Raw genomic sequence first — 21,099 nt, 5'->3', positions numbered from 1 at the left:
GCTCACGGCGTGGGGCCCGGCACCTGCCGCAGGCGGTGCAGGGGTGAAGTGCGCGCATGCCGGCGGAGGGCATGGCGGGGTGATGCGGGGCGCGCCGTCAGTCGCGCGCGCCCCGCAGAAGGCGGCTTAGGACGGAGCCGTACTCAGTGACCAGGCTTGAAAGCCGGCCGGGCTCAGTGGCCCGGGCTCAGCAGCCGGACTCGGCAGTCGGGCTGAGTCTGGGGTCGCGCCGGGCGGCGGGCTCGGCGCCGACCAGCAGGAGCGCCTGGCCGTCGGCGCTCATGACGCCGTCGTGCACGTACCAGTCGCCGGGCGCGGAGGGACTGGAGGGCTTGCCGGAGGAGATGTATGACGGCGTGACGCCGCGCTCCCGCAGCAGGGCCGAGACCTCGGTGACGCTCTTGTTGACGAAGGCCACGCAGTGCAGGGGCTCGCCGGGCAGCGCGATGCCGGGCGGCAGCTTGTACCGTTCGCCGGGCTGGGCCCGCCGCCCGAGCGTGATCTCCGCCTTCTTGTCGAAGCCGACCGGCACCTTCACCCCGACGGGGCAGCCGGCGAACCGCTCGCAGGGCCCTGGGGAGTCGATGGTGGTGATGGGGCCTTCGGCGGGCACCATCTGTCCCGCTCTGAGCCGGTCCATGTCGTTGATCACGATCAGCCGGCCCACCATGCTCGCGGACGTCGGCACCAGGTCGAGCGTGATGTCCAGCCCTCTGGCCCGCAGCTCGCGCTGGTACACCTCGGGCTCGGCCATCAGGTTCTTGACCGTGATCACGTAGTGGTCGTCCACCACCTTGATGTCCAGCGCGGCGGAGGCGGGCGCCTGGGCGACGCCGAAGGACAGCAGGGCCGCCAGCGTGCTCAGCACCGGCACGGCCACCCACCTGCGCCGGCGGCGGGCGCGGCGGCGGGGGTGGGGGTGGCGACGGCGGGAACGGGGGCGGCGGTGATCTCCTCGAACAGCTCCCTGGCGAGCGGCGTCGTGCCGGGGCCGGGGTCGGGCGCGATGCCGGCCACCAGGCGGTCGATCTCGTGCATCACATGGCCCCCTTCGTCATCGCGACGGCACGCAGGCCGATGCGCGCCAGGTCCACGCCGGCCGCGTCGAGCTGCCGGGCCAGCCGTTTGCGTGCCCGGTGCAGCCGTAGCCGGGCGTTGGCGCGCGAGCAGCCGAGGACGGTGGCGATCTCGTCGGAGCCCAGCCCCTCCCAGCCGGCCAGCGCGAGGATCTCCCGGTCGTCGCCGCTCAGCCGGCCGAACGCCTCCTGGACGCCGGCCATGCTCTCGCCCGCCTCGATGTGCTCGGCCCACACGGCGAGCTGCCGGCCGAGCCGTTCCACCAGCTCGCTGCGGCGTGACTCGGCACGGCGGCCGTTGGCCAGCACACGGCGGGCCACGCCGAACAGCCACAGCCGCGCGTCCTGGCCTCGCGGGAGGTCGTCGAGGCGGCGCCAGGCGGTGGCGAACGTCTCGGCGAGGGCGTCGGCGGCGTCGTCGTGGGAGTCGGTCCGGCGCCGGATGTAGGCGAGGATGTCGGCGTAGTTGGCAACGTAGATCACCTCGAAGCGCTGCTTGCGGTCATGGTGTGTCACGCTGCCTGCTCTCATCCGATCGATCCGACACCTCGTACGTGTCCGGACCCGACGGATTGTTTCACCCTGATTTGCGGCGAATTTTGATGTCTCGCATGTCGGTCACCGCGACCTTCAGAATTTCGTGCGGCAGCCCAAACGCCTCCAGGGCCGCCATCGCCGTCAGCGCCGCGTCGTCCTCGTCGTCCTCCGGCTTCCCGGCGGGCACCTGACAGCGGAACGTGAACACCGACACGGTCGCGTCGTGCGTGAACGTGCCGGCCTCGGTGTAGCCGGCGCCCGCCGCTTCCCGCACGACGGCCTTCCCTGCGTCGTCGAGCCCCTTGAACTTGCCCCTGATCGTCACCCTGAACACGGTCACTCCCCTCGTACGGCATAGGCCAGGACCCGCTCGCCCAGCACGCTCTCGGCCGCGTCCAGCAGCTCCAGCACGGCGGTCGCGATCGTGCCGGGCCGCTCCCCCGCCGCCGTGCGCCGGCCGATCTCCGACAGCACCAGCGCGTGCAGGCAGCCGAGGTGCCAGGCGACGACGCGCGGCAGCGGATCGTCCTTCGCCGCGCCGGTCTCCTCGGCCAGCAGCTCGGCCAGCGCGTCGGTCATCTGCGCGCCCAGCGCCTCCAGCCGGGCGGTGAGCGTGGGCGCGGCCCGCATCATCTCCAGCACCCGCCCGAACCCGGCCGTCAGCCCCACCCGGCGCTCGCGCCCGCGCACCTCCCGGCGCAGGCGGGCCAGCACCGCGCCCGCCGCCGACTCGCCGGGGGCGCGCTCGCGCACGATGTCGGCCAGCCGGTGCGGGGACGCCTCCTCGGGCGGCAGCACCAGGTCCTCCTTGGCCGGGAAGTAGTTGTAGACGGTGTTCACCGACACCTCGGCGGCGGCGGCGACCTCGGCGATCGTGACGTTGTCGAAGCCGCGCTCCACGAACAGGCCGATGGCCACCTCGGAGATGCGCTGCCGGGTCTGGCGTTTCTTGCGCTCGCGCAGTCCTTCGGTCATGAAGGTGAAGCGTACTGCAAACTTGGAGTCGATTGCAGTTTTATTGTTCGTGTCCGACCTGTGTGATGAGGCGGGTCGCCTGCCGGACGACCTCCGCCTGCGCCGGCGACAGCCCTTCGAGGAAGGGCTCCATCTGCTCCGGGTTCCAGCCGGGGCCGGGCCGCAGGTCGTGCAGCACGTGCCGGACGCTGTAGTCGGCCATGGCCGCGGCCAGCTCCGGCACCCGGGGGTCGTCGGGCTCGGCGTCGGCCAGCTCGTCCAGCCTGCGGTAGAACTCCTGACCGAGCGCCGCCGCCTGCGGGTCGGCGGCCAGCGTGTCGAGCATCGCGAACGTGCGCTGCCGGTCGTCCGCCGTGGACACACTGTCCACCAGCACGAGCAGATCGCGGTCCCAGGCCGCGCTCTTGGAGGCCGGCACGTCCACCACCCGCAGGAAGTCGACCAGGTCGGGCGAGGCGGTGTCGTCGGGGCCGAGCGTGCCGTCCTCGGCGCGGGCCAGCATCTCGGCCAGGCGGGCGCGGCGGCGCCGGATGTCGGCCTCCTGCGCGGCGAGGTCGGCGTCGATCTCGGCCAGGATCTCGGGCAGCTCCCTGGAGCGGTCCTCCGCGATCACGTCGCGGGCCTCCTCCAGGCTCAGCCCCAGCTCGACCAGGCGGCGGACGCGGGCCAGCGCGACCGCGTCGCGCATGCCGTACTCGCGGTAGCCGTTGGCCCGGCGCGGCGGCTCCGGCAGCACGCCCTGATGGTGGTAGTGCCGCACCGTCCGGGTGGACACCCCGAGCAGCGCCGCCAGCTCTCCGATCCGCATGCCTCCCAGTTAAGAGGGTGACGTGGCGTGAACGTCAACTCGGGCGCATCGCCTTGAGGAAGAGATCGACCAGGGCGTCGGCGTAGGCAGGGGTCAGCGGGCCCGACCGTTGCAGCCACCGCTGGTAGAGGGGCGCGTACAGCAGCTCCAGCGCCAGGTCGAGGTCCACGTCGGCGGCGAGCTGGCCGGCCCGCTGCGCGCTGCGCAGCCTGGCCTTCTTGGCCTCGTCGACCGGCCCGGCCAGCCGCTCGCGGTACTGGGCGGCGAGCTCGGGGTCGCTGACGATCTCCATGTTGAGCGCCCGGATCGGCGCCTCGAACGCCGGATCGGCGAACTCGGCCACCGTCGCCCGCATCACCGTCTTCAGGTCGGCCTCGATGTCGCCGGTGTCGGGCAGGGTCACGCCGCCGCCCTCCCCCGCCTCGCCCTCTCCCGCCTCGCTCAGCGCGAGGAACGCGTCGAAGACCACCGCCCCCTTGCCGCGCCACCAGCGGTAGATGGTCTGCTTGCCCACGCCGGCGCGGGCGGCGATGGCCTCGATGGAGACCTTGGCGTAGCCCACCTCGGAGACCAGCTCGCGGGCGGCCTCCAGGATGGCCTGGCGGGAGCGCTCGCTGCGGCGGGCGGGATCGGGATCCTTCGGCATGCCGCCAGTATACCGCTTAACGAGACGAGACGGTCCGTCTTGACACGTCTTCACGCCTGCCCCATAGTGGGGATCGTTCGACGAGACGAGCCGTCTCGTCTCGGTTCGTCTGGCAAGGAGAGAATCTTGACCCGAGTATGGTTCATCACCGGCGCGTCGCGGGGCCTCGGACGGGCGTTCACGCAGGCGGCGCTGGCCGCCGGGGACCGGGTCGTGGCGGCGGCGCGCAACGTGGAGCCGCTGGCCGGGCTGGCCGAGGAGCACCCCGACCGGCTCGTACGGCTGTCGCTCGACGTCTCCGACCGCGCGGCCGTCTTCGACGGCGTGGAGCGGGCCGTGACCGCGTTCGGCCGGCTCGACGTCGTGGTCAACAACGCCGGCACCCTGCTGTACGGCATGGTCGAGGAGGCCACGGAGGAGCAGCTGCGGGCCCACTTCGACGTCAACTTCTTCGGCGCCGTGTGGGTCGCGCAGGCCGTCGTCCCGCACCTGCGCGCCCAGGGCTCCGGCCACCTCCTCCAGGTCACCTCGATGGGCGCCGGCGGCGGCTTCGCCTCGACCGGCATGTACGCGGCCGGCAAGTCGGCGCTCGACTCCGTCAGCCAGGCCCTGGCTATGGAGCTGGAGCCGTTCGGCGTCAAGGTCACCATCCTGCAGATGGGCGGCTACGACACCGGCCTGTTCACCGTGGGCACCACCGCGACCGAGCCGAACCCCGTCTACGAGCCGCTGCGCGCCAAGCTGGCCGAGATGTGGGGCGACGACGCCGGCCCCGACCCGAGCACGGCCGCGCCCGTCATCATGGAGCTGGTGAACCTGCCGGACCCGCCGGTGCGGCTGATCGTCGGCAGCGCCTCTTACGACATGGTGCTGCAAATGGAGCAGGCCCGCACCGAGCAATACCGCGCCTGGGAACGGCTCAGCCGCCTGGCACCGGGATGACGCCCCCTTTTATTGACTGGCAAGGCCGCCGACCACGCCATTAATGTCATTCACGAAGTGAGGAAAGGGCTCGGAACGGCTTTCGCGGCCCTTTCCCCAACGCGTCCGTAGCCCAATGGGAGAGGCAACGGCCTAAGGAGCCGTACGGTGCGGGTTCGAATCCCGCCGGACGTACCCACCGACCGTCATCAGGGCGCGGCCGGCCGTCAGCTTGACAGCTTCGCGGGGATGTGTGCGTAATAACCGTCGCGTCGCGTGTCGCCGGCCGGGAGGACGGTCGCGGCATGGAGGCGCCGAATCAAGGGGGATGACGCCGTGACCACTCACACTGTCGGTCGTGCCTGAGCGCACTGCGCCCGCGCGTCTCCCCATGCCCTCGGCGGTGTCGTAAACCCGCTGCGCCCTGGCATGCCCGCGCGGGTTTCCGGTCTTTTCAACAAGCCTTACTTCCCGCGTACCGCCAGGAGCAGAAACCAGCATGCCCATGGATTTCAACCAGCAGATCATCGACGAGTTCCGTACCAACAAAGGCGAGGTCGGCGGCCCCTTCGAGGGAGCCAGGCTGATCCTGCTGACCACCACCGGCGCCCGGTCCGGCGCCCCGCACACCGTCCCGCTCGGCTACCTGCCCGACGGTGACCGCATCCTCGTCATCGCCTCCGCCGGCGGCTCGCCCCGGCACCCGGCCTGGTACCACAACCTGCGGGCCGACCCGCGGGCCACCGTGGAGACCGGCATCTTCACCTACCAGGCCAAGGCGGTCGCGCTCGAAGGCGAGGAGCGTGACCGCGTCTTCGCCCGCGCCGTCGAGCTGGACGCGGGCTGGGCCGCGTACGAGAAGAAGTCGGGACGCACCCTGCCCGTCGTGGCCCTGACCGCGACCGACTTCGCGCCGCCCGCCGGCGGCCTGGGCGACGCGCTGATCGCCATGCACGACAACTTCCGCCGCGAGCTGGACCTCATCCGCCGGGAGGTGCGCGCCTCGGGCCCGCGCCTGGCCGCGCAGCTGCGCGTCAACTGCCTGACCATGTGCCAGGGCCTGCACGTGCACCACTCGCGCGAGGACGGGCACATGTTCCCCGCGATCGCCGACCGCTACCCGGAAGCGGCGCAGGTGCTGGCGCGGCTGCGCGACGAGCACGAGGTCATCGCCCGGCTCCTCGACGAGCTGCAGACGCTGCTGCGCGCCGACGACGTCGCACCGGCGGACCTGCTGGCGGAGGTGGAGCGGCTCACCCGCGAGCTGGAGGCCCACCTGGACTACGAGGAGCAGCAGCTCGTCCCGCTGCTGAACTGAGATCGTCGCCCGGGACCGAACGTTCTCCTCGGTAGGATGGCGTCATGCCCACTCCAGCAGAAGGCCGCCCGTCCGAAGCGCGCCCGTCCGAAGCGCGGTCCCGGCTGCTCGCCACGGCCACCCGGCTCTTCTACACGGAGGGCATCCACGCCGTCGGCATCGACCGCATCGTCGCCGAGGCAAAGGTGACCCGGGCCACCCTCTACCGGCACTTCCCCGGCAAGGAAGACCTCGTCCTCGCCTACCTGGGCGAGGTCGACCGGGTGATGCGCGGCCAGGCGGACCAGGCCGTCGCCGCCCGGCCCGCGCCCGCCGACAGCCTCCGGGCCCTCGGCGAGTCCATCGCCGAGGGCATCCGGTCGCCCGGCTTCCGGGGATGCGCCTTCCTCAACGCCGCCGCCGAGTACCCCGACCCCGCCTCCCCCGTGCACCAGGCGGTGCTCGCCCACCGCCAATGGTTCCTCGACACCGTCACGGAGCTGCTGGCCAAGATCCAGGAGACCGGCGCCGAGCCGGCCGCCCGCCACTTCGTGATGATGCGCGACGGGGCCATGGCGGCCGGCTGCCTGTTCGACCCGGAACTGATCTGCGAGACGTTCCTGCACGGCGTCGACCGGCTCCTGCGCGTGTACGCCGCCACCGACTACAGCCAGGGCGCACTGAGCTGATCGCCCGGCTGGACTCTCCCCCACAGGGAGACCTCATGCTGAGGGACGCGGGCGACCAGCCCGCCTGACGATCCCTCTGGAGGACGAACCATGACCCCGCAAGTGGTCCACCGCGGCCCTGTCACCTGCCTGAACGTCACCGGCATGGGCGAGCCCGGCGGCACCGAGCACCTGTCGGCCATCGGCGCCCTGTACACCGTGGCCTCCGCCATGGGCGGCCCCGCCGGCCCGCTGGAGGGGCGCTGGTGGGTGGAGGACCACTCCCGGCCGCCGCTGGAGGTGCCGCGCGAGCAGTGGCGGTGGCATCTGCTGCTGCCCCTGGCCGGCGTACCCGCGCCGGGGGCGGTCGAGGCGGCGTGCGAGCAGGTGCGCGCGTCCTGCGCGGCCGCCGACCGCGTGCAGGTCGTCACCTTCACCGAGGGCGAGTGCGTGGAGCTGCTGCACGAGGGCCCCTACAGCGAGGAGAAGAGGTCGCTCGACGTGATGGACGCCTTCATGGCCGAGCACGGGCTGGTCCGCAACGGGCTGCACCACGAGATCTACCTGACCGAGTTCACCGATCCCGAGCCCAGAACGCTGCTCAGGCAGCCGGTGCGCCCAGCGTCCGTCGCCGCAGGGTCCGCGTCCCGATGACGGACGGCACCCGCAGCTCCTCGTAACTCTCGCCGCCCGGGAACGGCGCGGTGCGGGCGAGCGGCGCGTGCGTCCGGCAGGTCGGCTCCAGCGGGTCTGCCGGCCGCCGATCGACACCGGCGCCCTCTACGGGTTCAGCGGCCCGAGCGGCTGACCACGACGCCCGTCCCCGCCGGATCCCGTCCTGGGTGCGAGGCGGTCAGCCGCGCAGGAACTCCAGCAGGTCGTTGTTGAACTTCTCCTTGTCGCCCGGCACCAGCGCGATGCCGTGCGAGCCGCCCTCGTACACCTTGTACACGCAGTCCGGGATGATCTTGGCGGACTTCTCGGCGGACGCCGCGATCGGCACCACCTGGTCGTCGTCGCCGTGGACGATCAGCGTGGGGATGTCGAACTTCTTCAGGTCCTCGGTGAAGTCCGTGGCCGAGAAGGCGTCCACGCAGGCCACCCCGGCCTGGATGTTCTCGGCCATGGCCATCAGCCAGAACGCGTCCTTGTTGCCCTGCGTCACCTTGTTGCCCGGCCGGTTGGCGCCGAAGAAGCCGTCGGCGCTGTCGCGCCAGAACTGGGAGCGTTCAGCGAGGATCCCGGCCTTGATCTGGTCGAACACCTCCTGCGGGGTGCCCTCGGGGTTGTCGGGCGTCTTGAGCATGAGCGGCGGCACCGCCGACAGCAGCACCGCCCTGCTCAGCCGCGAGGTGCCGTGCCGGCCGATGTAGCGGGCCAGCTCCCCGCCGCCCATCGAGTGCGCCACCAGCGTCACCTCGCGCAGGTCCAGGGCGTTGATCAGGTCGGCCAGGTCGTCGGCGAAGGTGTCGAAGTCGTACTCGCCCCACGGCTGGCTGGAGCGGCCGTGGCCGCGCCGGTCGTGCGCGATCGCCCGGAAACCGTTGTCGACGACCGCCTTCATCTGGTCGTGCCAGGCGTCGGCGTTCAGCGGCCAGCCGTGGATGAAGATGACCGGCGGGCCGCTGCCCCAGTCGTAGAAGAAGATCTGCTCGTCGTCGCGGGTGCTGACGTAAGGCATGGTGAGCTCTCCCCGGGTGGTCGGTGATCGTGACGGACGCCCGCCGTACCGGCCTGCGACGGACGGGACGGCGTACGGGCCATCGCAGGAATTACCGCAGTTCACCGCCCGATTAAGGTCAAGGCCGGGCCTGGGGGTCTTTGCCCGTTCGATCAGGGACTCTCGACAGCGGCTCCATGACGGTGGATCAGAGGCTCTCGACAGCGGCTCCGTGGCGGAGAGATCAGGGACTCTCGGCAGCGGCTCCATGGCGGAGTGAGCGCTCACTCCGTACCATGGAGCCATGACCGACACCACTCCCCGCCGGCGAGCGCCGGCGATGAGCGTCGAACAGCGCAGGGCGATGATCGTGGCCGCCGCGCTCCCCCTGGTCGCCGAGCACGGCGCCAACGTCACCACCAGCCAGATCGCGCGCGCCGCCGGCGTCGGCGAGGGCACCATCTTCCGGGCCTTCGCCGACAAGGACGAGGTGCTGCAGGCGTGCATGACCGAAGCCATGAACCCCGACCACGCGCTGCGCGAACTGGCCTCGATCCCCCTCGACGAACCGCTGGCCGCCCGCCTGGTGCAGGCCGCCGAGGCGCTGCGCGCCCATCTGGAACGCATGGGCACCGTGGCCGCCGCCCTCTACGCCTCCGGCCACCACCACGACCGCGCCGCCGCCCGCCGCCCCGCACCGGGCGCCCGGGAAGCCTCGGCGCGGGCCACCCTGGAGGCGGTGACCGAGCTGATCGAGCCCGACCGCGCGGCACTGCGCCTGGAGCCCCGGCAGGTCGCCGCCGCCTTCCTCGGCCTGCTGTTCGCCCGCCCGCTGCCCGCCGGCGCGGAGCTGACCCCCACCGACCTCGTCGACATCCTGCTGCACGGCACCCGCCACCCCTGACCTGGAGGTCACCGGATGACCATCACGCTCAACCACACCATCGTGCCCGCCGTCGACAACCGCCAGGCCGCGCGCTTCTTCGCCACGATCATGGGCCTGCCGGAGCTGCCCCGGCCGGCCGCGACGGGCACTTCGCCCCGGTACGGGTCAACGAACAACTCACCCTCGACTTCATGACGGTCGCCGACCCCACCGGCATGCACCTCGCCTTCGACGTCGACCCGGCCACCTTCGACGCGATCCTGGCCCGGCTGCGCGAGCACGGCGTCGCGTTCGGCAACCACCCGGCGCACCCCGACAACGGCCGCATCGACCACCCGCTGTGCCCGCGCGGCCTGTTCTTCGTCGACGCCGCCCGCAACCTGTACGAGGTGATGTCCCCGGCCTGACCGCCCTCGGCGGAATGTTCGCGGTGGGATGTACGCGGCGGCGAAGTTCCGGTCGCCGCACGTCATGCCGGGGTGCCGCAGCTGGGGGCCGAACCGGCGCTGCGCCCACCCGCCGATCGTGGCGGGCCGACCGACTGAGGTGCTGGCCGAGCAGGCGGGGGACGCCGCCCGGTCCGGGCCGTTGTCCGCCCCCGGCATGATCTCCCTAGGCCAGGTGTCTCGTGCACCGCCCACCCCGCCAGGCCCGCCGGCGTGGTCCGGTGTGTGGATTTCCGCGCCGCCACCTCAAGGACCTGCGGCAGCCCCTTCCCGCGCAGAAACCTTCACCCTGAGTAATCGATAGGCTGCTCAAGCCTGACCGAGCTGGGCGCGGGGGGCGGCCTGACCGGGTCGGGTGCGGTGGGCGGCATGGCCGGGCCGGATGTGCTGGTCGGACTGGTCGAGGTGGGTGAGATGGGCGGGCGGTCAGGCGGGATCGGCTTCCTCACCCAGGAGGTGGCGGCGGACCACGGTGAGGATCTCGTCCGACAGGGGGTCGCCGGCGCAGGCGCGTGACAACATCAGCGCTCCCACCATGGTGGACAGCTCGACGATCACCGTTTCCTCGTCCGTGCCGTCCGAGTCGAGCTGGCGCATCGACGCGATCAGCTCCCGCAGGCCGTCGGTGAAGGCCTGGCGGAGCGGGGTGCCGGGCTCGGTGCGGGCGGCGTCCACGGCCAGGGCCGCGCCGGGACAGCCGAGGGCGGCGTTGTCGCGGTGCAGCGTGGACAGGTAGCCGTTGAGGAAGGTGGCCCGGGGGGAGGCTTCGGGGGCGTCGGTCTCGGTGAGGTCGTCCAGGGCCTTGACGCGTTCGGCGAACGCGGCCGAGCACGCCTGCGCGATCAGGTCGTCCTTGGAGGCGAAGTGGCGGTAGAAGCCGCCGTGGGTCAGCCCCGCCGCGGCCATCGCCTGCGGGACGCTCACGTTGCCGGCGCCGTGTGCGCGCACCAGCTTCGCCGCGGCCTCGATCACCTGCTCGCGATGACGCTCGGCGTCGGCCCGGGATGCTCTCGGCATGTTGTCGGCACTTCCTTCGTGGGGTATAGATGATGCTCGTCATTTATTTTAGCCGAAGGAGACCATCATGGTCACGATCAAGCATGCCGTGGCGCTCGTGACGGGCGGCCAGCGCGGCCTCGGCAAGGCGATCGCCGAAGCGCTCCTCGAACGCGGAGCGGCGAAGGTGTACGTGACGGCCCGCAAGCCCGTGCCCGCCGACGACCCCCGCGTCCTGCCCATCAGCCTCGACGTCACCGACCCGGAGGCGATCGAGGCCCTCGCCGGCCAGGCCCGCGACGTGAACATCGTGGTGAACAACGCGGGCGTGCTGTTCCCGTCGCCGCTGCTGAAGGCGGACCCGGCCGACGTGCTCGCGACGTTCGACACCAACGTGTTCGGCCCCCTGCGCGTGGCCCGCGCCTTCGCCCCGATCCTGGCGGCGAACGGCGGCGGCGCGCTGGTCGACATGCACTCCGTGCTGTCCTGGGCCGCGGGCACCGGAGCCTACGGCGCCTCGAAGGCCGCCCTGTGGTCGATCACCAACTCCCTGCGCGTCGAGCTCGCGCCGCAGGGCACCCAGGTCGTCGGCGTGCACCTCGGCTTCGCCGACACCGACATGGTCGCCGACATCCCCGCCCAGAAGATCTCGCCCGCCGAGGTCGCCGCGGCGGTGCTGGACGGCGTCGAGAACGGGGCCGCCGAGGTTCTGGTCGACGAGGTCAGCAGGCGGATGAAGGCGGCGCTGTCGGGCCCGGTCGAGGGTCTCACCGTGTCCATCTGACCGCCCGGCACTTCACCGAAGGAGCGAGCACATGCCGCTGTGGCACGTCCACCATCCCGCCGGAGTCTTCACCGAGGAGCAGAAGCAGTCGTTCGCGCAGGACGTCACGGACTTCTACACCCGGTTCGGGCTGCCGGGCTTCTACGTCGTCGTGCTCTTCCACGAGGTCGCGCCGGCGTCGTTCCTGGTCGGCGGCCGGCCGTCCAGTGACACGGTGCGGGTCGTGATCGAGCACATCGCCCGCCACACCGACGACCCCGGCCTGCGCGAGCGCATGAACCAGGCGCTCGGCCGCCTGCTGGCCCGGCACACGCAGGAACGCGGGCTGCACTGCGAGTTCCACGTGGACGAGACGCCTCGGGACCTGTGGATGATCGACGGGCTGGCGCCGCCGCCCACGGGCAGCGAGGCGGAGCGGCTCTGGGCCCGCGAGAACCGTCCCGTCCCTTACGACTGAGGGCGACCCGTCTCCTCGTCTGCTGCCACGTCCCGCCTCTCGGCCCGGCGGCCCGGCGTGTCGGAACGGGTCTCGGCGTACGCATGCGTCCTCGTTGGGACGGGGCATCCGGGTGTGCACCGATCACGGGACCTAGCTCAGCCGGTGCGACATCGCAAAGGCAAGAAGGGCCGGCACCCCCCGGTCGCGATCGCGGGGACGACGTTGCAGAGGGCCGGCCGGGCTCAGGGGCGGCGGTGGGCCATGAGGACCGCGCCGAGCTTGCTCTCTGCCGAGGTGAGGGTGAGTTGGGCCTCGACGGTGAAGCCGGCCTCGTCGAGGCGGGCGGCCAGGTGTTCGGGGCGGCGGAAGTGGACGTGGACCTTCATGGGGTGGCCGCCGTACCCCTGGGTGATCAGCCGGGTGCCGTCGCCGGCGTGGAAGGCGAGCAGCAGCGGGCCGCCCGGCCGCAACGTGCGGTGGAAGTGGGTGAGGACGGCGGGAAGGTCGCCGTCGGGGACGTGGATCAGCGAGTACCACGCGACCAGGCCGGCCAGGGAGGCGTCGGCGAGGTGGAGGTCGGTCATGGTGCCGGTCTCGAAGCGCAGGCCGGGGTGCTCGCGGCGGGCCACCTCGATCATGGCGGGTGACAGGTCGATGCCGAACGCGTCGGCGCCCAGGCCGCTCAGGTGGGCGGTGATGCGGCCGGTCCCGCAGCCGACGTCGGCGACGGGGCCGCCGCCGGCGGCGTGCACCTGGTCGGCGAACAGCGCGAGGAAGGCGCGTTCGTAGGGGGTGCGGGTGAGCAGGTCGCGGGTGTGGTCGGCGTAGCTCGCGGCGACGGTGTCGTACGACGTGCGGGTGTCCGCCAGCCATCCATCGGTGATCATCGTGCCCAGGGTAGTCCGTGGTGCCGCGCGTCGCGGATGGAACCGGGTGGAACGAGGTGGCACGCCCCTCCTCTGGAAGGCGAAACCCACACCTGAAGAGGAGCGATCCCATGCGCAGCTGTCGGAGTCGTGCCGCGGCGCTCATGGTCGCCGTCGGGTTCGGCGCGACCGCGGCTCTGGCCGCCACGGGCAGCACCGTTGTCGCCGATGGCCCGGCCGGTTCCCATGCCATCGTCATCACCGATCCTCCCGGTCCCGACCAGGGCCCGAAAGCGAGCTGAGCGGTTCCCCAGCGGGGACGGCACTGGCCGTGGGTGGGGCGCGAGTCCGTATGATCGGCGGACGAAACGCGCGAAGAAGAAGGTCATATGTTCGGAATCATCCGCCCCTGTGCTCACCATGGTTGCGCGGCGGTGCGGGAGGCATGGGTGGCGCATCTGTGCGGGCTCTGCCTGACGCTCCGCGACGGGCAGGGGCACGGGGCGCGGCTGGCGACCAACTACGACACGTTGCTCGTCTCCGTACTGACCGAGGCGCAACTGCCCTCGTCGGCGCCGCGCAGGAAGGCGGGGCCGTGCGCGTTGCGGGGGTTCCGGACGGCCGAGGTCCTGGACGCGCGCGGGCGCGGGCGCGGCTGGCGGCCGCCGTCTCGCTGGTGCTGGCCGCCGGACGGCTGCGCGACGACCTGGCCGACGGCGACGCCTCGTGGGGAGGCGGCCGGCTGGGCGGCGAGCGGGCGAAAGGCGCGCTGGCCAGGCGGTGGGAGGCGGCGGGGGTGCGCATGGCGGAGGCGGTCGGCTTCGATCCCGCCCCGCTCACGGTGGCCGTGGGACGGCAACTCGTGCTGGAGCGCCAGGTAGGGGCGGGACGAGCTCTGGAGCGTGAAAGAGCGCCGGAGCGCCAGGCGGATCCTGGGATGGTGCTGGAAGAGGGCCAGGCGGGGGCCGGGAGGGTGCTGGAGTTGTCCGCGCCGACTGAGGACGCCGTCGCCGCGGCCTTCGCTTACACGGCGGTGCTGGCCGGGCGGCCCGGCAATGCCGGGGCGCTCGGGGAGGCGGGCCGGTTCTTCGGGCGGCTGGCGTACCTGCTGGACGCCTGCGAGGACCGGGCCGAGGACGAGCGGCGCGGCGCGTTCAACCCGCTGACCGCCACCGGCACCTCCCCCGCCGAGGCGCGGCGGCTGTGTGAGGACGCCGCGCACGGGATCACGCTCGCGCTGGCCGAGGTGGAGTTCGAGGAGCGGCACGTGGTGGACGTGCTGCTCGGCACGGAAGCGCGCCGCGCCGTCGAACGGACCTTTCGCGCCTCGTACGAGAAGCCGGGCTGGGCCCGCAAGACGGCGGGCTGCACCGGCACCTTGCTCACGTGCGGTCTGTGGCGGCCGAGGTGGAGCAAGTGGAAGCAGGAGGAGTGGGATCACCGCTGCTTCTGCTGCTGGTGCGCGGAGATCTGCGGCCCCATCGGCCAGATCTGCAGCGCCTGCGGCTGACCGTCCCGCTGCGCCGGGCTCTCGACGCGTTGGTAAGGGGTTGAGCTTGACCCCCGACGAACGCGCTCTGCCTCGCACGGGGCAGGGCGGCTTCCCTGGTGTCGGCGCGGTGAGCGTGACGTCGGTCCGCATCACCGCGCGACCACCCAAGACAGCCAACGGGGAGAACTTTCCTGATGCGTGCGACCCGACGGCGTCCCGGACGGCTACGAGGCCATGGAGCAGCGCAAGAGCCTCAAGGTCCGCATCAAGCCGTGACGAGCTCGGGGGTGGCCGCCGGAGAAAGGACGGCCACCCTCACGTACGGCTACTGGCCGCCGGCGGCCCCGGCCAGGGACGCCTTGAGCCGGTCGGCGCGCTCGCGCAGGTCCTGCGGCACCTCCTGGCGCTGGGCCACCTGCTGGAGGAAGTCCGTCACCGCCCGGACAATGTTCTGCGGGTCCTCGCCGGTGGCTCCACCCTCGCTCATGGTCTGAGTCATGTCGTTCCCCCCGTTTGAACTACTGATCCTTCCCAACGTAACCCTCCGTGTGCCCATGACCACGATGGCGCGCGCGGATCTAGGCGCCGGCGCGCTTTTCCAGGCGGCTGCCGCGCGGCAGGGTGACGGCCAGGATGTTGCTGGGGATGTCCAGCTCGATGCGGTGCCAGCGCCCGCGCGGGACGATCGCGGCGGTCCCGGCCATCAGCCTGATCTCCTCCTCCTGCCCGGAATGCTCCGCCCGCAGGTAGAGGCGGATCTTCCCGATGAGGCAGGAGATGACCTCGTCGGCCTCCGGGTGGACCTCCCAGTGGTCGGCGTGCACGTCGGCGTCGGTCCTGGCGTGCAGGGCCGTGAGCTGCCAGCCGTCCTCGCCGCAGTCCGTGGCCCGTTTCTCGGGGTGGATCCCGCCGCCTTGGCGCAGGTGGAGGGGGTGGGCGAAGAGGTCGATCGGCGTGACGGTCATGTCGGGAACGTCCTTCCTGCCGCGGTCATGCATGCCGGTCATCCTTCCGGCCCCCGCCCGGCCGATCATCCGCCACGCGTCGCCGATCCCGCCGCCGCCGCGCGCCGATCGTCGCATGGCGCAAGCCCCTCTCGCGCACCGATCGTCAGGTCGCGCAAGCCAAAGCCGCGCGCCCCTCTCGCACGCCAAAGTCTCGCGTGCCGATCATCGCGCCGCACACCAGAGCCCCGGCAGCCGGGCGACGGTCAGGACGGAGGGCTGTGCGGCTCCGCGGACACCGCCTCGACCAGGTCGCGGATGGTGCTGCGGTGGTCGCCGCGTCGCCACGCGACGGCGAGCACGGTCGGGGACAGCCCCTTCACCGGGATGGCCATGATCCCCGGCCGCCGGTAGATCTCGGCGTTGCCGGCCGCGAGCAGGACGACGTTGTCGCCGCTCTCGAGCGCCGCGAACGTCTCCTCCGCGTTCGAGACGGTCGTGCAGGCCAGCGGGGCCCGCCCGCCGCGTTCGTCGGTGGCGAGCCAGTGGTCGCGCAGCTCGCCGGCGCTCTCGGGCAGCGCGAGGAACTTCTCGTCCAGCAGCTCGGCGAAGTCGACCTCGTCGCGCGAGGCCAGCCAGTGGTCGTCGCGGAAGGCGACCCAGCGCGGCTCCCGAGCCACGACCCGGACGTGGAAGTCCTCCTGGCCGGGGAACGGCAGCCACACGAACGCCACGTCGACCTCGCCCTCGGCCAGGCCCGCGGTGGGGTCGGTCCAGTTGACCTGGCGCAGCCGCAGGTCGCAGGCGGGCCGGCGCTCGGCGAACCGTTCCCGCAGCGTGGCCAGGAGACCGCGGCCGACGCTGGTGGACATGCCGACGGTCAGCCGGGAGGACGCGGCGGCCGCGGCGTCGCCGACGGCCCGCTGGGCTTCGTCCCACTGCTGGAGCAGCTCGCGGGCGGCGGGCAGCAGCGCCTCGCCCGGCGCGGTGAGCCGGACCGTGCGCCGGTCGCGGTCGAACAGCCGCACCCGCATCAGCTCTTCGAGCTGGCGGATCTGCTTGCTGAGCGTGGGCTGCGCGATGAACAGCCGCTCGGCCGCCCGGGTGAAGCTGAGCTCCTCCGCCACGGTCACGAAATATCGCAGGTCACGCAGGTGAGCATCCATAGCCGCCGGCTATTACAGCAGATATTGGACGTGCGGGGAAGCGCGACGCCAGGATGGCGGGCATGAGCACCACGCAGGATCGCCCGGCGATCATGAAAGTAGGGCCGGGGCAGCCCGCGACGGGTGACGCATGATCGCTCTCGTGACCGGCGGCAACCGTGGCATCGGCCTCGAAGTCTGCCGGCAGCTGGCGAAGCTCGGCCACACCGTCCTGCTCACCGCCCGCTCGCCGGAGGCGGCCGAGGCCGCGGCGGGAAAGCTCGGGGGTGACGTCGTCCCGCTGCGGCTGGACGTCACCTCCGAGGAGGACGTCGCGGAGGCGGCGGCGACGGTCGCCGAGCGGTACGGGCGGCTGGACATCCTGGTCAACAACGCCGCCATCACCTACGACACCTGGCAGAACGCCGCGTCCGCCGACCTGGACGTGGTCCGCGAGGCGGCCGAGACGAACCTGTACGGGCCGTGGCGGCTGGTCCAGGCGGTGCTGCCGCTGCTGCGCGAGAGCGCGCACCCCCGGATCGTGAACGTCTCCAGCGAGGCCGCCTCGCTGACCAACATGGGCGGCGGCACCCCGGCGTACAACACCACGAAGGTGGCGCTCAACGCGCTGACCCGGATGCTGGCGGCGGAGCTGCGCGCAGACGGCGTGCTGGTGAACGCGATCTGCCCGGGCTGGGTCGCGACGGACATGGGCGGCCCGGGCGGCCGCCCCGTCTCCGAGGGCGCGGCGGGCGTCGTCTGGGCGGCCACGCTGCCGGACCACGGCCCGACCGGCGGGTTCTTCCGCGACGGCCGCCCTCTCCCCTGGTGAACGCCCATCCGAACACCTCATGAAAGCTCTCCGATGAACTACATATCGCGGCGTCCGATCGCCGCAAGCCTCGCCGCCGCATGCCTGATCGCAGCGTTGGCGGGCTGCTCGAACGACGGCGAACCCGCGCCGCGGGCGGAACCGGCCGCGTCGCAGGCGGCGCCGGGCCGCTACGCCTCGTCCAACCCGGGCTCGGTCAACACGTACTGGATCCAGGCGCCGGACGGCCTGGTCCTCGTCGACACGCTGCGCACGCCGGACGACGCCAGAAAGGCGGTGGCGGAGATCAGGAAGACCGGCCGGCCGGTCGCGGCGATCCTGCTCACCCACTCCCACCCCGACCACGTGGGCGGGGCGGGCGCCTTCCACGAGGCGTTCCCCCAGGCGCCCGTCTACGCGTCGACGGCGACCGACAAGACGATGCGGGAGGACGAGCGCGGCCTCTACGCGCTGGCCCGCTCGGCGAACCCGGCCTTCCCCGCCCGGCTCACCTACGCCGACCGCACGTTCGAGGGCGGCACGCCGTTGCAGGTCGGCGGCCTGCGCCTGGAGACGGCCACGTTCACGCACGGCGAGTCCGACGTCGCGGACGTCTACTACCGCCCCGACACCGGCGAGCTGTTCTCCGGCGACCTGGCGACCGGCAAGGTCACGCCCGCGCTGATCGAGGGCACGAGCTGCGGCTGGCTGCAGGTCCTCGACCAGCTCGGTACGCGCTTCCCGGCGGCCAGGACGATGTACCCGGGACACGGCGCCGCCAGCCCCGCCCGCGCGCTGATCGACGAGCAGCGCCAGTACCTCAAGGCGTTCCGCGCCCTGGTGCGGCCGGCCGTCGCCGCGGACTCGCCCGACGGCAAGGCGGTCGGCGCCGGCGAGCAGAAGTCGATCGCCGCCGCGCTGGAGCGCGCCTACCCCGGCCGGCCACCGGTCGCGGACCTGCCCACGATCGTGCAGGAGAACATCAAGGCCGTCGGGCGCGAGCTGTCGGCCGAGGATCCCGCGAAGACGCCGGCCGCCTGCGCGGACCAGCCCCAGCAGGAGTCCCAGCAGGGCGGCCTGCTCGCGCCGGTGAACGCCTACGTCACCGCCGTCAACGGCCGCGACCTCGACGCGCTGGCCGGCGCGTTCGCCGAGGACGCGGAGCTGGTGGACGTCGGGCGGCGCTTCCAGGGGCGCGCGGCGATCCGTGAGTGGGCGCGGGCCGAGGTGATCGGCGGCAGCCTGACCGTTGTCAAGGTGGCCGAGAGCCGGCCCGGCCACCAGCGGCTCCTGGTGCGCTTCGCCCCGGGCGGCCAGGGCGGCTTCGAGGCGTACTACGCCTTCACTGTCAGCGGCTCCGCCATCACCAGGGCGGAGCTGACCTATGCGAGGTGAGATGATGATCAGGACCGGAGTCGTGGGAGCCAGCGGGTGGGCCAGGAACGCGCACCTGCCCGCCCTGGCGGCCCTGCCCGAGTACGAGATCACCGCGGTCGCGACGACCCGCCAGGAGAGCGCGGACCGGGTGGCGGCCGAGTACGGCGTGCCGCTGGCGTTCGCGGACCCGGGCCTGCTCATCGCGCACGACCAGGTGGACCTGGTCGTGGTGTCGGTGAGGGCGCCCGAGCACGCCAAGCTGATCAAGGCGGCCCTGGAGGCGGGCAAGCACGTGCTGTCGGAGTGGCCGCTGACCGTCGATCACGCGGAGGCGGCCGAGCTGGCCGGGCTGGCCGCGTCGGCGGGGGTGGTGCACGCCGTCTGCTTGCAGGGCTGCCATTCTCCGGACGTACGGTTCGTCGCCGACCTGGTCGCCGGCGGCCGGATCGGCCGGCTGGAGTCGGCGATCATGGTGGCGTCCGGCGCCGTGCTGGGTGGCGCGACCATCCCCGCCGAGCTGGCCTGGAGCACCGACCCGGCGGGCGGCACCAACGTGCTGACGATCATGGCGGGCCATTTCCTGCCGGTGCTGGAGCGGCTGGCGGGCCGGCTGGTGGAGGTCACGGCGCGGCTGCCCCGCCTGTACGACGAGGTGATCGTGGCCGGGACCGGGCGGACGATCCCCAACCGGGTGCCCGGCCAGGTGCTGCTGCACGGGCTCCTCGACGGCGGCGTCACCGCCTCGGTCGCGGTGTACGGCGGCAGCCAGGGCCCCGACGGGTTCTTCGTCAAGTTGGTCGGCTCGGCGGGCACGCTGACGATCACCAACCCGCGTCCGGGCGCCTTCCTGCACTGGACCGACTGGGACATCCGCTCGGACGACGGCGAGCGCCTGACGGTGCCGGACGCGTACCGGACCGTCCCCTTCGATCCGGCGGCCGGGCCGGCGGCGAACGTGGCGGCGCTCTACCGGCACCTCGCCCGGGCGATCGCCGAGGGCCGCCCCGCCGACCCCGACTTCCACGCCGCCGCCCGCCACCATCGGGTACTGGCGGCGATCGAGCGGTCGGCGGCGAGCGGCGGCCCGGAGCGGATCTCCGGCGCTACCGGCTGACGAGCTCCCCGCCGGGGACGCGGGGCGTGGCGGCGCGGCGGCCGGTGCCGAGGGTGAGCAGCAGGGAGGCCACCGTCAGCGCCACCCCGAACCAGACGACGCTGGTGACTCCCAGGTGGTCGGCGAACAGCCCGCCGATGAGCGCGCCGATCGCGATGGAGGTGTTGTAGGCCATGGTGTTGAGCGACATGGCGGCCTCGAAGGTGTCGGGGCGGCCGCCTGCGTCATGTTGACCTGGCACAGCTGGACGACGCCGAAGGAGACGCCCCACAGCACGAGGGCGGCGATCGAGCCCGCCTGCGTGTGGCCGACGGCCAGCAGCGCCAGCAGCGACAGCACGAGGCCGGCGCCGCCGGCGACGAAGCTGCCGCGCAGGCTCCTGTTCACGGTGTGGCCGGCGACGAAGTTCCCGATGGCGCCGCCGACGCCGTAGATCATCAGGACCATGGTGATGAACGCGGGCGCGGCGGAGGTGTGCGCCTCGAGGAAGGGCCGGACGAAGGCGTAGGCCCCGAAGTGGCCGAGCACGAACAGCACGACCGTGCACAGCACCAGCCGCAGCGGCACGTTCCTGAGCGGGAGCACGAAGACCTCCCTGACCGGCACCGCGTTCGCCGAGGGCAGCGACGGGACGACGGTGGCCACGGCGAGGAGCACGAGCGCGCTGAGCCCGCTCCAGATGAGGAACGTGGCCCGCCAGTCGGTGAGGCTCTCCAGGACGGTCCCCAGCGGGATGCCCACGACCGCGGCGATCGAGATGCCCGACATCACGACCGCCGCGGCCCTGCTCGCCTGCCGCTCGGGGACCAGCCGCATGGCCATGCTGACGCCGATGGCCCAGAACACGCCGCTGGCGAAGCCCATGACCAGCCGGGTCGTCAGCACCAGCGGGAACGTCGGCGCGAGCGCGGTGACGCAGTTGCCCAAGGTCAGGATGACCAGCAGCGCGGACAGCAGCACGCGCCGGTTGACGCGTCTGGTCCAGGCCACGATGAACGGCACGCCGAGGCCGGCCGAGACGCCGTACAGGGTGACCATCAGCCCGGCGACGCCCACCGAGATGTGCAGGCTGGAGCTGACCGGGGTGAGCAGGCCGACCGGCATGAGCTCGGTGGTGAGAAAGACGAACAAGCTCGCCGTGATGGCGGCGACGCCCGCCCAGCCCCGCAGGGCCGAGTGCGCGTGCGCGGGTTGTGAGGGCACGTTCTTTC

27 protein-coding genes and 1 tRNA gene are annotated in these 21,099 nt (G+C 72.4%); 14 read left to right on the top strand and 14 right to left on the bottom strand.

Annotation, left to right across the window (positions count from 1 at the left end):
- Positions 1–187: 187 nt before the first annotated feature.
- The 7 genes from KIS93_RS07740 to KIS93_RS07710 form a co-directional block, all read right to left on the bottom strand.
- A complete protein-coding gene (locus KIS93_RS07740) occupies positions 188–874 on the bottom strand; it encodes a hypothetical protein (RefSeq protein ID WP_186403958.1) in 687 nt (228 codons plus the stop codon).
- Positions 862–1,038: a hypothetical protein gene (locus tag KIS93_RS07735; protein WP_186403957.1), complete on the bottom strand. Its 177-nt coding sequence runs from the start codon at positions 1,036–1,038 to the stop codon at positions 862–864. Before KIS93_RS07735 ends, KIS93_RS07740 begins: the two co-directional genes overlap by 13 nt.
- Positions 1,038–1,592 (bottom strand): RNA polymerase sigma factor, encoded by a 555-nt coding sequence (locus KIS93_RS07730; protein ID WP_080038785.1) that lies wholly within the window; start codon positions 1,590–1,592, stop codon positions 1,038–1,040. Before KIS93_RS07730 ends, KIS93_RS07735 begins: the two co-directional genes overlap by 1 nt.
- Before the next feature lie 61 nt (positions 1,593–1,653).
- On the bottom strand, positions 1,654–1,938 hold the full coding sequence (locus KIS93_RS07725; RefSeq protein ID WP_246005218.1) for a DUF6204 family protein: 285 nt from the start codon (positions 1,936–1,938) through the stop codon (positions 1,654–1,656).
- A gap of 11 nt (positions 1,939–1,949) precedes the next feature.
- Positions 1,950–2,588 carry a TetR/AcrR family transcriptional regulator gene (locus KIS93_RS07720; protein WP_080038784.1) on the bottom strand — a complete coding sequence of 213 codons (639 nt, stop codon included), beginning with the start codon at positions 2,586–2,588 and terminating at the stop codon, positions 1,950–1,952.
- A 40-nt stretch (positions 2,589–2,628) separates the two neighbouring features.
- Positions 2,629–3,396: a MerR family transcriptional regulator gene (locus KIS93_RS07715; protein WP_080038783.1), complete on the bottom strand. Its 768-nt coding sequence runs from the start codon at positions 3,394–3,396 to the stop codon at positions 2,629–2,631.
- Between the two features lie 34 nt (positions 3,397–3,430).
- Positions 3,431–4,042: a TetR/AcrR family transcriptional regulator gene (locus KIS93_RS07710; protein ID WP_080038782.1), complete on the bottom strand. Its 612-nt coding sequence runs from the start codon at positions 4,040–4,042 to the stop codon at positions 3,431–3,433.
- 126 nt (positions 4,043–4,168) lie between these two features.
- Between KIS93_RS07710 and KIS93_RS07705 the strand changes: the two genes are divergently transcribed.
- From KIS93_RS07705 to KIS93_RS07685, 5 genes are all read left to right on the top strand, one after another.
- Entirely contained in the window at positions 4,169–4,984 is an 816-nt protein-coding gene (locus KIS93_RS07705; RefSeq protein WP_080038781.1) for an SDR family NAD(P)-dependent oxidoreductase, read from the top strand.
- A 101-nt stretch (positions 4,985–5,085) separates the two neighbouring features.
- Positions 5,086–5,158: transfer RNA gene (locus KIS93_RS07700), tRNA-Leu, on the top strand.
- Positions 5,159–5,462: 304 nt separating this feature from the next.
- Positions 5,463–6,281: a nitroreductase/quinone reductase family protein gene (locus KIS93_RS07695; protein ID WP_080038780.1), complete on the top strand. Its 819-nt coding sequence runs from the start codon at positions 5,463–5,465 to the stop codon at positions 6,279–6,281.
- A 44-nt stretch (positions 6,282–6,325) separates the two neighbouring features.
- Complete coding sequence (locus KIS93_RS07690; protein WP_080038779.1) at positions 6,326–6,949, top strand: TetR/AcrR family transcriptional regulator; 624 nt, start codon at positions 6,326–6,328, stop codon at positions 6,947–6,949.
- Positions 6,950–7,039: 90 nt separating this feature from the next.
- Positions 7,040–7,582 (top strand): GyrI-like domain-containing protein, encoded by a 543-nt coding sequence (locus tag KIS93_RS07685; protein WP_155127266.1) that lies wholly within the window; start codon positions 7,040–7,042, stop codon positions 7,580–7,582.
- A 199-nt stretch (positions 7,583–7,781) separates the two neighbouring features.
- Here KIS93_RS07685 and KIS93_RS07680 read toward each other — a convergent pair whose 3' ends face one another.
- Complete coding sequence (locus tag KIS93_RS07680; protein WP_080038777.1) at positions 7,782–8,609, bottom strand: alpha/beta fold hydrolase; 828 nt, start codon at positions 8,607–8,609, stop codon at positions 7,782–7,784.
- 283 nt (positions 8,610–8,892) lie between these two features.
- On the opposite strand from KIS93_RS07680, the gene KIS93_RS07675 reads away from it, so the two are divergent.
- The 3 genes from KIS93_RS07675 to KIS93_RS63175 are packed head-to-tail and all read left to right on the top strand — an operon-like array spanning position 8,893 to position 9,881.
- Positions 8,893–9,492, top strand: coding sequence for a TetR/AcrR family transcriptional regulator (locus KIS93_RS07675; protein ID WP_230466171.1), 600 nt, complete (start codon positions 8,893–8,895; stop codon positions 9,490–9,492).
- A gap of 15 nt (positions 9,493–9,507) precedes the next feature.
- On the top strand, positions 9,508–9,669 hold the full coding sequence (locus KIS93_RS63180) for a VOC family protein (RefSeq protein ID WP_222107316.1): 162 nt from the start codon (positions 9,508–9,510) through the stop codon (positions 9,667–9,669).
- Positions 9,666–9,881 carry a VOC family protein gene (locus tag KIS93_RS63175; protein WP_222107315.1) on the top strand — a complete coding sequence of 72 codons (216 nt, stop codon included), beginning with the start codon at positions 9,666–9,668 and terminating at the stop codon, positions 9,879–9,881. Before KIS93_RS63180 ends, KIS93_RS63175 begins: the two co-directional genes overlap by 4 nt.
- Before the next feature lie 465 nt (positions 9,882–10,346).
- On the opposite strand, the gene KIS93_RS07665 is transcribed toward KIS93_RS63175, so the two are convergent.
- A complete protein-coding gene (locus KIS93_RS07665) occupies positions 10,347–10,937 on the bottom strand; it encodes a TetR/AcrR family transcriptional regulator (protein ID WP_080038774.1) in 591 nt (196 codons plus the stop codon).
- Between the two features lie 67 nt (positions 10,938–11,004).
- Between KIS93_RS07665 and KIS93_RS07660 the strand changes: the two genes are divergently transcribed.
- Both KIS93_RS07660 and KIS93_RS07655 read left to right on the top strand, forming a co-directional pair.
- The gene (locus tag KIS93_RS07660) at positions 11,005–11,700 is read left to right on the top strand and encodes an SDR family oxidoreductase (RefSeq protein WP_080038773.1); all 696 of its coding nucleotides are present in this window, start codon (positions 11,005–11,007) and stop codon (positions 11,698–11,700) included.
- Positions 11,701–11,731: 31 nt separating this feature from the next.
- Positions 11,732–12,157 (top strand): tautomerase family protein, encoded by a 426-nt coding sequence (locus KIS93_RS07655; protein ID WP_080038772.1) that lies wholly within the window; start codon positions 11,732–11,734, stop codon positions 12,155–12,157.
- A 224-nt stretch (positions 12,158–12,381) separates the two neighbouring features.
- On the opposite strand, the gene KIS93_RS07650 is transcribed toward KIS93_RS07655, so the two are convergent.
- Complete coding sequence (locus KIS93_RS07650) at positions 12,382–13,026, bottom strand: class I SAM-dependent DNA methyltransferase (protein WP_080038771.1); 645 nt, start codon at positions 13,024–13,026, stop codon at positions 12,382–12,384.
- A gap of 574 nt (positions 13,027–13,600) precedes the next feature.
- On the opposite strand from KIS93_RS07650, the gene KIS93_RS07645 reads away from it, so the two are divergent.
- Complete coding sequence (locus KIS93_RS07645; RefSeq protein ID WP_186403956.1) at positions 13,601–14,515, top strand: DUF5685 family protein; 915 nt, start codon at positions 13,601–13,603, stop codon at positions 14,513–14,515.
- Between the two features lie 307 nt (positions 14,516–14,822).
- Here the strand turns inward: KIS93_RS07645 and KIS93_RS07640 are convergent, their stop codons facing one another.
- From KIS93_RS07640 to KIS93_RS07630, 3 genes are all read right to left on the bottom strand, one after another.
- Complete coding sequence (locus KIS93_RS07640) at positions 14,823–14,984, bottom strand: hypothetical protein (RefSeq protein ID WP_155127263.1); 162 nt, start codon at positions 14,982–14,984, stop codon at positions 14,823–14,825.
- A 91-nt stretch (positions 14,985–15,075) separates the two neighbouring features.
- On the bottom strand, positions 15,076–15,579 hold the full coding sequence (locus tag KIS93_RS07635; protein ID WP_230466170.1) for a cupin: 504 nt from the start codon (positions 15,577–15,579) through the stop codon (positions 15,076–15,078).
- A gap of 128 nt (positions 15,580–15,707) precedes the next feature.
- Positions 15,708–16,607 carry a LysR family transcriptional regulator gene (locus KIS93_RS07630; protein WP_080038769.1) on the bottom strand — a complete coding sequence of 300 codons (900 nt, stop codon included), beginning with the start codon at positions 16,605–16,607 and terminating at the stop codon, positions 15,708–15,710.
- 130 nt (positions 16,608–16,737) lie between these two features.
- Here KIS93_RS07630 and KIS93_RS07625 point away from each other — a divergent pair, with 130 nt between their 5' ends.
- The 3 genes from KIS93_RS07625 to KIS93_RS07615 are packed head-to-tail and all read left to right on the top strand — an operon-like array spanning position 16,738 to position 19,888.
- Complete coding sequence (locus KIS93_RS07625; RefSeq protein WP_080038768.1) at positions 16,738–17,418, top strand: SDR family oxidoreductase; 681 nt, start codon at positions 16,738–16,740, stop codon at positions 17,416–17,418.
- 33 nt (positions 17,419–17,451) lie between these two features.
- Positions 17,452–18,792 (top strand): MBL fold metallo-hydrolase, encoded by a 1,341-nt coding sequence (locus KIS93_RS07620; protein ID WP_080038767.1) that lies wholly within the window; start codon positions 17,452–17,454, stop codon positions 18,790–18,792.
- Positions 18,782–19,888, top strand: coding sequence for a Gfo/Idh/MocA family protein (locus KIS93_RS07615; RefSeq protein ID WP_222107314.1), 1,107 nt, complete (start codon positions 18,782–18,784; stop codon positions 19,886–19,888). The genes KIS93_RS07620 and KIS93_RS07615 overlap by 11 nt, the downstream gene beginning before the upstream one ends.
- Positions 19,889–19,963: 75 nt before the next feature.
- Here KIS93_RS07615 and KIS93_RS07610 read toward each other — a convergent pair whose 3' ends face one another.
- Positions 19,964–21,091: an MFS transporter gene (locus tag KIS93_RS07610; RefSeq protein ID WP_246005217.1), complete on the bottom strand. Its 1,128-nt coding sequence runs from the start codon at positions 21,089–21,091 to the stop codon at positions 19,964–19,966.
- Positions 21,092–21,099 lie beyond the last annotated feature (8 nt).

Origin of the sequence: [Actinomadura] parvosata subsp. kistnae (genome assembly GCF_900323885.1) — a bacterium.
Lineage (GTDB): Bacteria > Actinomycetota > Actinomycetes > Streptosporangiales > Streptosporangiaceae > Nonomuraea > Nonomuraea composti.
This window is presented reverse-complemented; position numbering and strand designations above follow the sequence as displayed.

Excerpts from the sequence above, each read along its gene's own strand:
- KIS93_RS07735 (WP_186403957.1), bottom strand. The coding sequence starts at position 1,038 with ATGCACGAGATCGACCGCCTGGTGGCCGGCATCGCGCCCGACCCCGGC.
- KIS93_RS07720 (WP_080038784.1), bottom strand. The coding sequence starts at position 2,588 with ATGACCGAAGGACTGCGCGAGCGCAAGAAACGCCAGACCCGGCAGCGC.
- KIS93_RS07715 (WP_080038783.1), bottom strand. The coding sequence starts at position 3,396 with ATGCGGATCGGAGAGCTGGCGGCGCTGCTCGGGGTGTCCACCCGGACG.
- KIS93_RS07710 (WP_080038782.1), bottom strand. The coding sequence starts at position 4,042 with ATGCCGAAGGATCCCGATCCCGCCCGCCGCAGCGAGCGCTCCCGCCAG.
- KIS93_RS07695 (WP_080038780.1), top strand. The coding sequence starts at position 5,463 with ATGCCCATGGATTTCAACCAGCAGATCATCGACGAGTTCCGTACCAAC.
- KIS93_RS07690 (WP_080038779.1), top strand. The coding sequence starts at position 6,326 with ATGCCCACTCCAGCAGAAGGCCGCCCGTCCGAAGCGCGCCCGTCCGAA.
- KIS93_RS07685 (WP_155127266.1), top strand. The coding sequence starts at position 7,040 with ATGACCCCGCAAGTGGTCCACCGCGGCCCTGTCACCTGCCTGAACGTC.
- KIS93_RS07680 (WP_080038777.1), bottom strand. The coding sequence starts at position 8,609 with ATGCCTTACGTCAGCACCCGCGACGACGAGCAGATCTTCTTCTACGAC.
- KIS93_RS07675 (WP_230466171.1), top strand. The coding sequence starts at position 8,893 with ATGACCGACACCACTCCCCGCCGGCGAGCGCCGGCGATGAGCGTCGAA.
- KIS93_RS63180 (WP_222107316.1), top strand. The coding sequence starts at position 9,508 with ATGACCATCACGCTCAACCACACCATCGTGCCCGCCGTCGACAACCGC.
- KIS93_RS63175 (WP_222107315.1), top strand. The coding sequence starts at position 9,666 with ATGACGGTCGCCGACCCCACCGGCATGCACCTCGCCTTCGACGTCGAC.
- KIS93_RS07665 (WP_080038774.1), bottom strand. The coding sequence starts at position 10,937 with ATGCCGAGAGCATCCCGGGCCGACGCCGAGCGTCATCGCGAGCAGGTG.
- KIS93_RS07660 (WP_080038773.1), top strand. The coding sequence starts at position 11,005 with ATGGTCACGATCAAGCATGCCGTGGCGCTCGTGACGGGCGGCCAGCGC.
- KIS93_RS07655 (WP_080038772.1), top strand. The coding sequence starts at position 11,732 with ATGCCGCTGTGGCACGTCCACCATCCCGCCGGAGTCTTCACCGAGGAG.
- KIS93_RS07650 (WP_080038771.1), bottom strand. The coding sequence starts at position 13,026 with ATGATCACCGATGGATGGCTGGCGGACACCCGCACGTCGTACGACACC.
- KIS93_RS07640 (WP_155127263.1), bottom strand. The coding sequence starts at position 14,984 with ATGAGCGAGGGTGGAGCCACCGGCGAGGACCCGCAGAACATTGTCCGG.
- KIS93_RS07635 (WP_230466170.1), bottom strand. The coding sequence starts at position 15,579 with ATGCGACGATCGGCGCGCGGCGGCGGCGGGATCGGCGACGCGTGGCGG.
- KIS93_RS07630 (WP_080038769.1), bottom strand. The coding sequence starts at position 16,607 with ATGGATGCTCACCTGCGTGACCTGCGATATTTCGTGACCGTGGCGGAG.
- KIS93_RS07625 (WP_080038768.1), top strand. The coding sequence starts at position 16,738 with ATGATCGCTCTCGTGACCGGCGGCAACCGTGGCATCGGCCTCGAAGTC.
- KIS93_RS07620 (WP_080038767.1), top strand. The coding sequence starts at position 17,452 with ATGAACTACATATCGCGGCGTCCGATCGCCGCAAGCCTCGCCGCCGCA.
- KIS93_RS07615 (WP_222107314.1), top strand. The coding sequence starts at position 18,782 with ATGCGAGGTGAGATGATGATCAGGACCGGAGTCGTGGGAGCCAGCGGG.